14 protein-coding genes and 1 tRNA gene are annotated in these 12,749 nt (G+C 60.7%); 8 read left to right on the top strand and 7 right to left on the bottom strand.

Annotated features, from left to right (window positions below):
• The first annotated feature begins 238 nt into the window (after positions 1 to 238).
• A complete protein-coding gene (locus EN879_RS08565) occupies positions 239 to 583 on the top strand; it encodes a metalloregulator ArsR/SmtB family transcription factor (protein WP_013529913.1) in 345 nt (114 codons plus the stop codon).
• A 164-nt stretch (positions 584 to 747) separates the two neighbouring features.
• A complete protein-coding gene (locus EN879_RS08560) occupies positions 748 to 1,563 on the top strand; it encodes an RNA methyltransferase (protein WP_063168873.1) in 816 nt (271 codons plus the stop codon).
• Positions 1,564 to 1,655: 92 nt separating this feature from the next.
• Here EN879_RS08560 and EN879_RS08555 read toward each other — a convergent pair whose 3' ends face one another.
• Positions 1,656 to 2,792 (bottom strand): hypothetical protein, encoded by a 1,137-nt coding sequence (locus tag EN879_RS08555; protein WP_063168874.1) that lies wholly within the window; start codon positions 2,790 to 2,792, stop codon positions 1,656 to 1,658.
• Positions 2,793 to 2,968: 176 nt separating this feature from the next.
• Complete coding sequence (locus EN879_RS08550) at positions 2,969 to 3,505, bottom strand: EipA family protein (RefSeq protein WP_224621527.1); 537 nt, start codon at positions 3,503 to 3,505, stop codon at positions 2,969 to 2,971.
• Positions 3,506 to 3,896: 391 nt separating this feature from the next.
• Between EN879_RS08550 and EN879_RS08545 the strand changes: the two genes are divergently transcribed.
• Positions 3,897 to 4,526 (top strand): histidine phosphotransferase family protein, encoded by a 630-nt coding sequence (locus EN879_RS08545; protein ID WP_024504504.1) that lies wholly within the window; start codon positions 3,897 to 3,899, stop codon positions 4,524 to 4,526.
• Positions 4,527 to 4,764: 238 nt separating this feature from the next.
• On the top strand, positions 4,765 to 5,169 hold the full coding sequence (locus EN879_RS08540; RefSeq protein ID WP_024504503.1) for a response regulator: 405 nt from the start codon (positions 4,765 to 4,767) through the stop codon (positions 5,167 to 5,169).
• A 104-nt stretch (positions 5,170 to 5,273) separates the two neighbouring features.
• Here EN879_RS08540 and ctrA read toward each other — a convergent pair whose 3' ends face one another.
• On the bottom strand, positions 5,274 to 5,969 hold the full coding sequence (ctrA, locus tag EN879_RS08535; RefSeq protein WP_006203583.1) for a cell cycle two-component system response regulator CtrA: 696 nt from the start codon (positions 5,967 to 5,969) through the stop codon (positions 5,274 to 5,276).
• A 452-nt stretch (positions 5,970 to 6,421) separates the two neighbouring features.
• Here ctrA and EN879_RS08530 point away from each other — a divergent pair, with 452 nt between their 5' ends.
• Positions 6,422 to 6,799, top strand: coding sequence for a flagellar export protein FliJ (locus EN879_RS08530; RefSeq protein ID WP_013529907.1), 378 nt, complete (start codon positions 6,422 to 6,424; stop codon positions 6,797 to 6,799).
• Positions 6,800 to 6,895: 96 nt separating this feature from the next.
• On the opposite strand, the gene EN879_RS08525 is transcribed toward EN879_RS08530, so the two are convergent.
• Positions 6,896 to 7,294: a helix-turn-helix domain-containing protein gene (locus tag EN879_RS08525; RefSeq protein WP_013529906.1), complete on the bottom strand. Its 399-nt coding sequence runs from the start codon at positions 7,292 to 7,294 to the stop codon at positions 6,896 to 6,898.
• A gap of 90 nt (positions 7,295 to 7,384) precedes the next feature.
• On the opposite strand from EN879_RS08525, the gene EN879_RS08520 reads away from it, so the two are divergent.
• Complete coding sequence (locus EN879_RS08520) at positions 7,385 to 8,311, top strand: NADP-dependent oxidoreductase (protein WP_063168875.1); 927 nt, start codon at positions 7,385 to 7,387, stop codon at positions 8,309 to 8,311.
• Positions 8,312 to 8,380: 69 nt separating this feature from the next.
• Here EN879_RS08520 and EN879_RS08515 read toward each other — a convergent pair whose 3' ends face one another.
• The gene (locus tag EN879_RS08515) at positions 8,381 to 8,656 is read right to left on the bottom strand and encodes a DUF1153 domain-containing protein (RefSeq protein WP_013529904.1); all 276 of its coding nucleotides are present in this window, start codon (positions 8,654 to 8,656) and stop codon (positions 8,381 to 8,383) included.
• 289 nt (positions 8,657 to 8,945) lie between these two features.
• Here EN879_RS08515 and mnmA point away from each other — a divergent pair, with 289 nt between their 5' ends.
• Complete coding sequence (mnmA, locus tag EN879_RS08510; RefSeq protein WP_063168876.1) at positions 8,946 to 10,136, top strand: tRNA 2-thiouridine(34) synthase MnmA; 1,191 nt, start codon at positions 8,946 to 8,948, stop codon at positions 10,134 to 10,136.
• Positions 10,137 to 10,192: 56 nt separating this feature from the next.
• Here the strand turns inward: mnmA and EN879_RS08505 are convergent, their stop codons facing one another.
• On the bottom strand, positions 10,193 to 11,158 hold the full coding sequence (locus tag EN879_RS08505) for a Gfo/Idh/MocA family oxidoreductase (RefSeq protein WP_013529902.1): 966 nt from the start codon (positions 11,156 to 11,158) through the stop codon (positions 10,193 to 10,195).
• 240 nt (positions 11,159 to 11,398) lie between these two features.
• Here EN879_RS08505 and EN879_RS08500 point away from each other — a divergent pair.
• A tRNA-Met gene (locus EN879_RS08500) sits at positions 11,399 to 11,475 on the top strand.
• A gap of 181 nt (positions 11,476 to 11,656) precedes the next feature.
• Here the strand turns inward: EN879_RS08500 and fghA are convergent.
• Positions 11,657 to 12,502 carry an S-formylglutathione hydrolase gene (gene fghA / locus EN879_RS08495; RefSeq protein WP_063168877.1) on the bottom strand — a complete coding sequence of 282 codons (846 nt, stop codon included), beginning with the start codon at positions 12,500 to 12,502 and terminating at the stop codon, positions 11,657 to 11,659.
• Positions 12,503 to 12,749: the final 247 nt, after the last annotated feature.

Raw genomic sequence — 12,749 nt, 5'->3', positions numbered from 1 at the left:
TGGGCGCAGCAGGTGAATTGCGGCACGTTCTGGTCGATATGGCGAGGGCGGGCCGAGCCATTGTCGACGCCGGGACTGAGACTTAATTATGCTGGATCAAAAGCAACACTTGAGATTTAGGTGAAATGCTCTACCTTTTAGTGACGCTGAATCGCCAGCGCCGATCGATAAGTGAATTTATGGAATCAGACGCCATTGCCCCCATGGCGTCGGGATGAACAGGAAGCATGGGGGATCGATGGTCTCGACAAAGCTAATCGTGAACGCCGAATCGGCGGCAGAGTTTCTCATGCTGATGGGCAATGAGAAGCGACTGTTGATCATGAGCTACCTCGCCGAAGGTGAAATGTCGGTGGGAGCCATAGCCGAGAAGGTGATGCTCAGCCAATCCGCCCTGTCCCAGCATCTCGCCAAGTTGCGGGCGCTCGACCTTGTCGACACCCGCCGCGACCGGCAGATGATTTACTACTCCTGCAAATCCGACGCCGTGCGAGAACTGCTTGTCATGTTGGACGGCATTTTCGGCAGCGGCAAGGATGACCTGTCCCAGATGGCGCACCGCTTGCGCCGTGCTGGAACCTGACCACACAGCCGCCGATCTCGCCGGTGATTCAGAGCGGCATGCGCCGATTTGGGGCGCACAAAGCTGGCTGATTGTCCCGAATTGTCGCATCGTGCTTTCCAAACAAGGTGAGCGCCGGGAAGCGGTCCGGATTTTCGGGCCGATGCGACGGTCGCGAGGAATGCATGGATCCCATTCGCATCGACGACCCGCAAGATCCGCGCGTCGCTGCCTATCTCGACATTCGCGAGCGTGACCTCGCCGGCCGGCAAGGCCGCTTCGTCGCCGAAGGCAAGGTGGTGCTCGACCTGCTGCTCACAACTGGACGCTTTGCCGCCGAATCGGTCCTCGTCCTGGAAAACCGGCTGGCGGGTCTCGACAAGATCCTGAGCAAGGCGCCCGCCGATCTCCCGGTCTATGTGGCAACCAGCGCGGTGATGGACGCAATCGCCGGATTTCACATGCATCGCGGCATCCTGGCCATGGGCCGCAAGGGAGCGCCGCAGCCGGCCGAAGCCCTGCTCGATGGCTTGCCGCCTCGTGCGCTGGTCGTGGTGCTCGTCGGCATCGCCAATCATGACAATGTGGGCTCGATCTTCCGCAACGCCGCCGCCTTTGGCGCTGACGCGGTTTTGCTGGATGCGACGTGCTGCGACCCGCTCTATCGCAAGGCGATCCGCGTTTCGGTCGGCGCCGCGCTCAAGATCCCGTTCGCATCGTTCACCGACACCGCCGGCTTCACAACGATGCTCGCCCGACGTGGCTTCGAACAATTCGCGCTCTCGCCCCGCGGGGAGACCGACATCCGCGATGCGCAGCGCAGCGAGCGCCTGGCGCTCTATCTCGGCACCGAGGGCGAAGGCTTGCCGGACGACCTGCTCGCAAGCCTGCACGACGTGCGGATCACCATGGCGGAAGGCTTCGACAGCCTGAATGTCGCCGCGGCTTCAGCCATCGCGCTGCATCATTTTTCGGCTAGAGCAATTCTAGGAAAAGTGTGAAGCGGTTTTCCGTCCAGAATTGCCTCAAAGCAAAGAGTTAGGGCATTTCGCCGTTTCCGTGAAACGGTGAAATGCTCTAAGGAGACCTGATCTCAGCTTGTCGCGTCAGCCTTCTGCAGCGCGCGCACGCGGTCGGCAAGACTGCGGTCACCGTTGCCGGAGCGTGCGTCCGACGGTACCGCCAATGCCATGGCGATCGGCGAACCAGGCCCCTCGAGCTTGGCCGTCAGATGGACGACCTCCGCCGCCAGCTCGTTCATCTGCTCGCGCAAGGCGGAGCTGCTGTCAGCGGCCTTGGAGGCGGCCAGTGCGGTGAGATCCGCCTTCAGCCGTTTGTTCTCGCGCGCCAGCGCCGTCAGCCTCGCCTCGAGCTGCTCACGGTCGCTATCGAGCTTGGCGATTGCCTTGTCGAAATCATCGCTCCTCGCGACATCGCCGCCCTTGCCGACCAGCCGCAAGGCTGGCGCGCTGTCCTCGGATTTCGATCTTTCGCGCATGCGTGCCAGTTCCTTTTCGCGGCGGTCGAGTTTGTCTTCTCGATCGGCAAGTGTGGCCAGCAGCCGTTCGACCTTCTTGTCGAGCTCGGCGGTCTTTTTCTTCTCGGCTTTCAGGGCGTCCCGCGCGGCCTTGCTTTCGGCCGCGATTTCCTGGCCGCGCCTGTCGGCTTCCTTGCGCTGGCCGCGCAGCATCGCAATGTCACTGGCGAGTTTCTGCATTTCGGACTCTCGCGCCACGAGCTCGATCTGCCGGCTGCTCGAGGAAAAACTGGCGTCGTCATACATGCGCTCCAGCTTTTCCAGCTCAAGGGCGCGCTTTTCCAGCTTGCGTTCGGTTTCCTTCAGACGCTCCGAAAGCTGCTGCAACTCGCCCTCTCGCTGACGCAGCGCTTCGTTCTTCGCGCCCAGCTCGGTCAGCACCTGGTTCTTGTCAGTCCGCTCGACCGCCAGGCCCTTCATGGCCTCGCGACCGCGATTGATCTCGACCAGTTGTTCGGCCGCCTTCTCACGCAACGCCTTGACGCTGATTTCCAGGCGGCGCGTCGTCATGGCGTATTCGGCGCGGATGCGATCCTTGTCCGCCTGGATCTCGGTCTGCGTCAGAGGGATCGAGGATTCGATGCGTTTGCGTGTAAGCGCGACCGCACGACGCCATATGGCCGGAGCCACCATGAGCGCCAGAAAGCCAGCGCAGAGAAAGCCGAGGACGAAGAACAGGACCGACTGGACCAAGTGACTACCCGTTGTGGCCGGCAAGCATCAAAAGCGCATAGATCGCTTTGACTGTGCCACGTTGACATGGCGGAAATCCAGCGTTGCGGCAAGGGTTTGCCGCAACGGTACGAGTTTAATGCATGTCGACCCAAAAGCGGTCCCGGTTTTGGACAACGACAGCCAAGGACTTCAGCCTAGAACGGATTCCACGTGGCCCGCTCGGTAAGCTTCAGATAGCCGAGATTGACGCCGAGCCGAGCACCGACGCCGGTGCGGATCGGCACCAGGAGAACATTGTTGTTCTTCAGCACGTTGAAGCCGACGCCCGCCACCACATAGGCTGAACCGGCAACGCCGCCATAGCGGTTGTAGAGGCTGCCCACATCATCGAGATTGTAGACCAGCATCATCACCCGCGACCCCTCGCCGCCGAAATCCCAGCCGAGCGACGGGCCTTGCCAGAACACTTTGTGGTCGCCGGCATTCTTGGTGTAGAGCGTGCCTTCGCCATAGGTCAGGCCACCGATCAGCGCACCAGAACCCTCTTCGCCCAGCAGATAGCCGTTGGGCAGGCCGTAGGAGGCAAAAATCTTCTCGATCACCGTGGCGAGTCCGCCCGATGTGGCGCCAAAAAATTTGTGACCGGAATCGACAATCTCCTGAGCGGTGTATTCCTGGGCCCGCAGGGCTGAAGTCGAGAAGACGAGAACGCCCAGGAGCGTGACCGCCATTGAGAAGACACGGAGAAAGCTCCGGTCGTAGTATCGGGAAAACATGCTTCCAATCTCCGTCAGGGAGCACCTTCGCCGACGCCTCGCACCCCGTACGGCTCTTTTAGCCGGCCGTTAAGGGTAACTGTTAGGGGCAAATTATGCCGTAATCCTTTTTCAACCATTAAGCTCCCACATGAACATGGCGGTTCGAAGGCTGTTTGGGGTCGCTCAATTGGGGTCGGCAGCCTGCGTGAACACGCCATTTGCCACAACCACAATTTGGATTTGTTGCTGCACGCACGGGCGCTGTGTATTCAGAAAGCCTGAGGAGAGAGTGCGTGATTCGTGTGGCAGGCGACGATCGATCGCCCGGCCATGAGTTGTGAGATTTTGCAGGGATTTTTCGCCGATGGCCGATCTGTTCACCCTTTCCGCACCCGATCTGGCAGCGCTTTTGTGCAGCCGGGTCTGCCACGATATCATCTCGCCGGTCGGCGCGATCAACAACGGGCTCGAATTGCTTGATGAAGGCGGCGCCGATGAGGACGCCATGAAGCTGATCCGTCAGAGCGCCCGCAACGCTTCGGCCCGCCTTCAGTTCGCCCGCATCGCCTTCGGTGCCGCCGGTTCGGCCGGTATGTTGATCGATACCGGCGATGCCGAAGCGGTCGCCATCGCCTTCCTCAAGAACGAAAAGCCGGAACTGACCTGGAACGGGCCCCGCGCGTTGCTGCCCAAGAACAAGGTCAAGCTGCTGCTCAACCTGATCCTCGTCGCCAATGCCGCCATTCCGCGCGGCGGCAAGCTTTCCGTGACGCTGGAAAACCTTGAGACCGAACCGCGTTTCGCGCTTGCGTCGGCTGGCCCGATGCTGCGGGTGCCGCCGAAATTCCTCGAACTGCATTCCGGCCACAAGCCGGAGGAGCCGATCGACGCGCATTCCGTGCAGCCCTATTACACGCTGCTTCTGGCGCGCGAGGCCGGCATGACGATATCGATCCACGCGACGCCGGAAGAAATCGTGCTTTCGGCGGCCTGATGCGCAGCCGATAAAGCGAAGTATTTTTTCATTTAAAGCTGTAATTCCAGCTCATCGACTTGAGATGCGTCTGGTCGTTCAGGCGGCGCCAAAGCATTCGTGAATAAAAGTAGGCACCTGCCCATCTTTATAAAAATTTTACCTAACGCCTTTTCGGCTTCTTTACCAGATTGGCCTATGGTGCGTCCTGGATGCCCCCGACGCTACCGGACTGCCAGAAGGCAAAGAGGACCCGGAAATGAAACGCTGCATGTTCGTCGACGATTCAAGCGTTATCAGGAAGGTTGCAAAACGCATCCTGGGCGGCTCCGAAATGATTGTCATCGAGGCCGCCAGCGGACTTGACGCGCTGGAGATGTGCGCCGCCGACATGCCCGACATCATCGTCGTCGATGGCGCCTTGCCCGACGTACCGGCGGTCGATCTCATCCGTCGCGTCCGCGCCATGGAGAGCCCGATAAGGCCGCAGATCCTGATTTCCCTGGTCGAGCTCGATATTGCTTCGATCATGCGGGCCAAGCGAGCCGGCGCCCAGGGCTATCTCTTGAAGCCGTTCAACCGCCCGCAGTTGCTCGAGCGCTTTCGCACCTTGAAGAGCGCACCTGATTCGGCATCCTTGAGCAACTCCAGAAAAAGTGCGTGACGGTCTTCTGCTCGGAAGCCCAGAAGCAGACCGTTACCAGCCCATCATGCAAAAACCCGGCCGAAGCCGGGTTTTTTATTGAAAAGATTCGAACGATTCGTCGCTCAGGCGCTGACGCGAATGTCTTCCGGTTCGCGCAGCACATAGCCGCGACCCCAGACCGTTTCGATGTAGTTCTGACCGCCCGATGCCGCGTCGAGCTTTTTGCGCAGCTTGCAGATGAAGACGTCGATGATTTTCAGCTCAGGCTCGTCCATGCCGCCATAGAGGTGGTTGAGGAACATTTCCTTGGTCAACGTGGTGCCCTTGCGTAGCGAGAGCAACTCCAGCATCTGGTATTCCTTGCCGGTCAGGTGCACGCGCTGGCCGCCGACTTCGACTGTCTTGGCATCGAGGTTGACCACCAGGTCGCCGGTGGTGATGACCGACTGGGCGTGGCCCTTGGAACGCCGCACGATGGCATGAATGCGGGCAACCAGCTCGTCCTTGTGGAATGGCTTGGTCATGTAGTCGTCTGCGCCGAAGCCGAGGCCGCGCACCTTGTCCTCGATGCCGGCCATGCCGGAGAGGATGAGAATAGGTGTTTTGACCTTGGAAAGGCGAAGCGTTCTCAAGACCTCGTAGCCTGACATGTCAGGCAGGTTGAGGTCGAGAAGAATGATATCGTAGTCGTAGAGCTTGCCTAGATCGACGCCCTCTTCACCGAGATCGGTCGTGTAGACGTTGAAACTTTCCGATTTCAGCATCAGTTCGATGCTTTGTGCGGTTGCACTGTCATCTTCTATCAGCAGAACACGCATTTTATTCCCCTTTTCTGCTGCCGGACCATTTCACGACCCGTCCGGACCCGGAGCAGTGGTTGCCTTGTGCAGAGGCTGCCATTGAATGGTTAACAAATCCTAATTTCCCGTCCATGACGGTACCAGATTTTTTAACCTCTTTCTACACCCTCTTGAATCTAATAACGAATCTCAGAACCAAATTCCTAATGCAACACATTAACAACCTGGACTAAGCGACTCCAGGGACTCATCGACGTCGCTTCCGCATCGGTGGCCGGAATTTTTACCCGGCCTTAAGTCCTGACCCGTATGATTAACAATGCCCGTAAACGAATGGTTACCGCCGGCAAAAAACTTTAGGGTTTTGTTTCCCATAGTTGGGGGAAAGCCGGTGGACACGGGTGCGGCCTGGGCGTTTCCAGGTGGTTTGGACGATAAGTGCGGGTGTGCGTTTCCGGGAGTACCGAATCATGAAGTCACGTGAAAACCTCGTTCGGCTGAAACAGTTTCAGGTGAATGAGAAGCGGCGGCAGCTGCTGCAGCTCGACATGATGATCGCCGAGTTCGAACGCATGGCCGTCGAGCTGGAGCTTCAGATTACCGCCGAGGAAAAGAAGGCCGGCATCACCGACATCAACCATTTCGCCTATCCGACCTTCGCCAAGGCGGCTCGCCTGCGCCGCGACAATCTCAGGAATTCCCAAAGCGACCTCGCCCAGCAGCGAAGCGCCGCCGAATCATTACTCGGCGAAGCTGAAGCGGAGCTTTCCAAAGCGGAAATGCTGGAATCGCGCGACACGAAGATCCGCGAAGCCGAAGTCGGTGGCCGCAGCGCCATGATCGGCTAAAACCCTGCCCTTGGCGACGTCAACGCTCGCCATCGGACTGGCGCATTGTCGCGGCTTGCGGCCCGGCGGAATACGCCCAGAAGAATGAAACCCGCCCTACGCGGCCCAATCCCCTTCATTCTCGGCAATTGCCCTTGCACGGGCATCCTTGATATCCGGCGCATGCTGCTCCGCCCATGACCTGATCTGGGTAAGCAGTCCCGCCAGGTTCTGACCGAGCTCGGTCAATTCATATTCGACGCGCGGCGGAATGACCGGAAAGATCTCGCGCCGTACCAATCCGTCGCGCTCGAGCACGCGCAGCGTCTGGGTCAGCATCTTCGGCGTGATGCCGTCAAGCTTCCGGGCAAGCTCGCCATTGCGCAGCCGGCCTTTGCGCAGCGCGCAAACCACCAGATAGACCCATTTGCTGGCCAGCATCTCCAGCACCGTGTGCGAAGGACACGTTCGCCGGAACGCGTCATAGCCGAAACCGCAATCATCTTCACTATCCATGAGGTGCGTATGTATCAGAAAGGTACATACTGGACAAGGGACTATTACTATCCAAATGATAGTGGCATCAACCGAGCAGGAGATATCTCAATGCGTGCCGCTATCCAGAATTCCGTCGGCGGACCCGACGTCCTTGTCATCGCCGATCAGCCCGATCCCACGCCAGAGGCCGGCGAAGTGCTGGTCGGTGTCAAGGCCGCGGGCATCAATCCGGTCGATGGCGCCGTCCGTGCCGGCTACTACCCCTTGCTCGGCGAGCCGCCCTTCATCCTGGGTTGGGATATCTCGGGAACTGTCGAAGCACTCGGCGCCGGCGTCACCGGCTTCAAGATCGGCGACGAGGTGTTCGGGATGCCGCGCTTTCCCAAGCAGGCCGCCGCCTATGCCGAGTTGGTTGCCGTACCTGCCGATCAAATCACACTGAAGCCGAAGGGCGCGGGCCACCTCGAGGCAGGCGCCTTGCCGCTGGCCGGCCTCACCGCCTGGCAAGGGCTTGTTCGCCACGGCGGGCTGAAATCGGGGCAGCGCGTATTGGTGCATGCGGGAGCCGGCGGCGTCGGTCATCTGGCGGTGCAGATCGCCAAGGCGCGCGGCGCCCACGTCGTCGCCACGGCCAGCCCGGGCAAGCTCGATTTCGTCCGCAACCTCGGCGCCGACGAGGTCATCGACTACACCAAGGGCGATTTCACCGACCAGGTTCGCGACATCGATCTGGTGCTGGATCCAATGGGGGGCGACCACGCCCAACGCTCGCTGAAGGTGCTCAAGCGTGGCGGCGTGCTGGTGTCACTGCTCGATGTCAGCGACGACACAAGGGCGCACGCCAGTGCGCGCGATATTCGGGTCGAGCGTATGTCGGTCTTCCCCGACAGGGAGGGCCTGCTGGAACTGGCTCGGTTGATCGATGCCAACAAGATCACCGTCCATGTGGCGAAGAGCTTCCCACTGGACCAGGCGGGGGCCGCTCACGCCTTCCTTGCCACCAAGCCGATCGGCAAGGTTGTGCTGTCGCTCTGAGCGGAACGGTGACCGTGAAAAACAGAAGGGCGCGGAGTTAGCCGCGCCCTTCATCTAAATTCGCAATGGTCAGTGCCGGTATTGCTGGATGCGTGTCGTGCGCAGCCCGGCAAGGCCGTATTCGTCGATCGACGCCTGCCAGGACAGGAATTCCTCGGTGGTGAGCTTGTAGCGTTGGCATGCCTCGTCCAGGCTCAAAAGCCCGCCGCGCACGGCCGCAACCACTTCCGCCTTACGCCGGATAACCCAGCGACGTGTATTGGTCGGCGGCAGATCGGCAATCGTAAGAGGGCTGCCGTCAGGCCCGATAACATATTTGACTCTCGGTCTAACCAGATCGGTCATCGTACTCTCTACAAAAAACTCAAAGACCCAATCCCCGCCACGTTACCGCCACAGCTTTAAAAATTGCCTAAGCAGACCCTAATGACTAGGTAAGGATCATGAACGCCGCGTTAGTCTTTTCGCCGGCATTTGAAACATCTGCCCGCAAACCCTGATTTGCCGGGGGAAAATGCATCCCTTGGCGAAGATCGGCCACAAACGGTGAATCGCCCTGCACGCTGGCGCGCCGGTAAAGCTTGACCTATATTCTCGACATTGGCATTGAGGCGCCGCGCAGAACGAAAGCATCATGAACAGTCTCGATCTTCCCGGACGTCCCGAAAACACCCGCATCGTCGTCGCCATGTCCGGCGGTGTCGATTCATCGGTCGTCGCCGGCCTGCTGAAACGCGAGGGCTACGACGTCGTCGGCGTCACCTTGCAGCTCTACGACCACGGCGCGGCGACGCACCGGGCCGGCTCATGCTGCGCGGGGCAGGACATCGACGATGCCCGCCGTGTCTCCGAGACGCTCGGCATCCCCCATTATGTGCTCGACTACGAGGAACGCTTCCGCAAGGCGGTCATCGATCCCTTCGCCGAGAGCTACGTCGCCGGCGAGACGCCGATCCCGTGCGTTTCCTGCAACCAGACGGTGAAGTTCGCCGACCTCCTGGCCACCGCCAAGGAGCTCGGCGCCGACGCGCTGGCCACCGGCCACTACATCCGTTCCGGCGCCAATGGCGCCCAGCGCGCGCTCTACCGTCCGGTCGACGCCGACCGTGACCAGAGCTACTTCCTGTTCGCCACCACGCAGGCGCAGATCGACTATCTGCGCTTTCCCCTCGGCGGCCTGTCGAAGCCTCAGGTTCGCGCCATCGCCGAGGAGATGGGGCTGGCGGTTGCCGCCAAGCAGGACAGCCAGGACATCTGCTTCGTGCCGCAGGGCAAGTATTCCGACATCATCGCCAAGCTGAAGCCAACTGCGGCCAATCCGGGCGACATCGTCCACATCGACGGCCGCGTGCTCGGCCGCCATGAGGGCATCCTGCGCTACACGATCGGCCAGCGCCGCGGCATCGGCATCGCTTCCGGCGAGCCGCTTTACGTCGTCCATCTCGATGCCGACCGGGCTCGCGTCGTGGTTGGCCCGCGCGAGGCGCTGGAGACGCACAAGATCTATCTCCGCAATATGAACTGGCTGGGCGACGGACCGCTCACAGACGTCCCTGCCGGCGGCCTGGAACTGTTCGCCAAGGTCCGCTCGACGCGGCCGCCGCGCCCGGCCGTGCTGCATCATCGTGCCGGTGCCACATGGGTGGAACTGGTAGACGGCGAGTCCGGCATCGCGCCGGGCCAGGCCTGCGTGCTCTACTCCGATGACGGCAACGAGGCCCGCGTGTTCGGCGGCGGCTTCATCGAGCGATCGGAGCGTGGCGCCGAGGCCGAGGCCATGCTGACCCGGCTTGCCGCCCGGCCGGACCAGATTCCCGCGGAATAAGATTCCCGCGGAATAAGATTCTTGCCGAATAAGTTTCCTGCCGAATAATCCGCGCTTCAGGAATTCGACTTGGTGTGGGTGACCGTGCCGGCGGTCAGGATGCGCAGCACCCTGATCGCTTCCTCGCCGCTGGTACGCGGTTCGGCACGCGTCTCGATGCACTGGATGAAATGCTCCAGCTCGCGCGTCAGCGGCATGCCCTGGGCAACCGCGACATAGGACGGCTCATTGGTGGTGAAGGCCCATTGGCCGCTGTCCTGCCACACCGCGTGGCGGTAGACGGCCAGCTTGCGTTCCCATGGCTCGACGTCGTCGAACACCGCCATTGCCTTGGTGCCGACCACGGTCAGCCGCCGCTCGCGATAGGGATTGAGACGCGAGGTGAAGAGATGGCTGCGCAGGCCGTTGGGGAAGCGCATGTGCAGATGCGCGAAGTCGCTGAGATTGTCGAGCAGGGCGGCCCCCTCGCCGCGCACCTCGATCGGCTCTGTGCCGGTGATCGCCAGGATCATCGACAGATCGTGCGGCGCCAGGTCCCACAGCGCGTCGTTCTCTGTGTGGAACTTGCCGAGGCCGAGCCGGTGAGAGTGGATGTAGCGGACCTCCCCGAGTTCGCCCTTGTCGATCAGCCCCTTCAGCGTCTCGAAGGCGGGGTGGAACCGCAGGACATGGCCGACCATGAAGACGCGGCCATTGTCCTTGGCCGCCTGCACCGCACGCTCGGCATCCGCCACCGTCAGCGCGATCGGCTTTTCCACCAGCACGTCCTTGCCGTTCTCGACGGCACGTACCGCAAGGTCGGCATGGAACTGCGGCGGCAGCGCCATGACGATGGCGTCGATATCGTCACGGACGAACAGCTGGTCCGGCTCGATCGCCAGGCAGTCCTGCTCGCTGGCAAAGCCTTCCGCGCGGGCCCGGTTGGTATCGGAGACCGCGTGCAGCGCGCCGAGCGCCTTGAGAGTGCGGATGTGGTTGCTGCCCCAGTATCCGCAACCGAGGACTGCTATGCGCGGCTTCATCTGTTTCAAACTCTAAAAACTCGTGGCCGAGACATAGCGACGTGCCCCTTCGAACTCAACCCCGGCGGCGACAACCAAATGTCGCCGCGGCAAAGCTTTTCGATAATGACGATAAGCCGGCAAGCCGGTTGCTTCGAAGCTTGACAGGCTCACCTTCCCAACCTTATATCCGCGCGACCTTGGCGAACGCCCCCGACATGCCCTTCGATTTGAGGCGGATTTCGGGCCTTTCGCCGCCCTGGCGGGGTAGCTCAGTTGGTTAGAGCACGGGAATCATAATCCTGGGGTCGGGGGTTCAAGTCCCTCTCCCGCTACCAAAATCCAGTTAAACCATGGAAATGGCTAAAAATTTATACGCGTTGGTAGCGCTTCCGGTTGAAATTGTTCAATAATTTCAATGCGGCGCCATCGTGTTCCTCGCCCCGGTAGAGACGAGAAAGAGTAACGCGTTCCTCGCTTGGACGAGGATTAATCCGATTGCATCGCTCGGACCTCGACCTATGCAAGCCATTCCGCATGCCATCTCAAATGGTCGTCCATGAATGTCGAAATGAAGAAATACGAATGGTCGTATCCGTCCTGCATGCGCAACGTCAGCGGAATGCCGGCTTTGGCGCAGGCCGCCTCCAAAAGCCAGGGTCTCAGCCCGTCATTCAGGAACCCGTCCGATGTTCCCTGATCGACGAGAAATTCCGGGAAGCGGCGCCCGTCTTCAACAAGCGAAGTAGCGTCGTAGGCCCGCCACGAGGCCTCATCCGTGCCGAGATATTTTTCGAAAGCCGGCCTTGACCAGCCGGCAGCGCTTGGCTGCACGATCGGCGCAAATGCCGAGCAACTCCTGAACCGCTGCGGGTTTTTCAAAGCAATCGTCAGCGCGCCGTGTCCGCCCATCGAATGGCCCGTTATGGCTTGGCGCGACATGTCTGCCGGAAAATTAGCGGCGATCAGCGTGGGTAGTTCCTCGACGAGGTAGGAATACATCCGGTAGTTCTTCGCATAAGGCTCCTGCGTTGCATCAAGATAAAAGCCGGCGCCGCCGCCAAACTGCCAATTGTCCTTGTCATCAGGGATGTCGGCGCCGCGCGGACTGGTGTCTGGACAGACGACGATCAGGCCAAGTTCGGCGGCCATGCGCCTGTATTCGCCTTTGTCCATGACATTTTGATGGGTGCAGGTCAGTCCCGACAAATACCACACCACGGGGCAAGGCGTTTCCCGGGCCTGTGGAGGCACGAAAACGGCAAACGTCATGTCGCAGCAGCAACTCGTCGACAGGTGCGAATAGATGCCCTGCACTCCGCCATGGGATTTTGCCTGGGAGATGGTCTTCATGGGTTCCGGCATATTCCCTCTCCACGGATTTCAAACGCCAATGGGCCGGTGTCTACGGCATCGACCATGATCGCGGCAACCCGGGCGGATCAGGTGGGGTCGAACCGACCGGCGGCGCGGACATCCGGAATGTCAGTCGCGCCGCCGGCCTAACGCCCGATGTCGGGGAGGCACGGTATTTTGGGAACACAGAGCCTTCGACGCGAGCGTGTCGTGTGAGCCGGTCAGTAAACCACGACGCTGCGAATGCTCTCCCCGG

It is taken from the genome of Mesorhizobium sp. M7A.F.Ca.AU.002.02.1.1 (assembly GCF_003998535.1).
Classification (GTDB): domain Bacteria; phylum Pseudomonadota; class Alphaproteobacteria; order Rhizobiales; family Rhizobiaceae; genus Mesorhizobium; species Mesorhizobium ciceri.
Note: the sequence above shows the minus strand (reverse complement) of the source record. Positions and strands in the feature narration are given on the sequence as shown.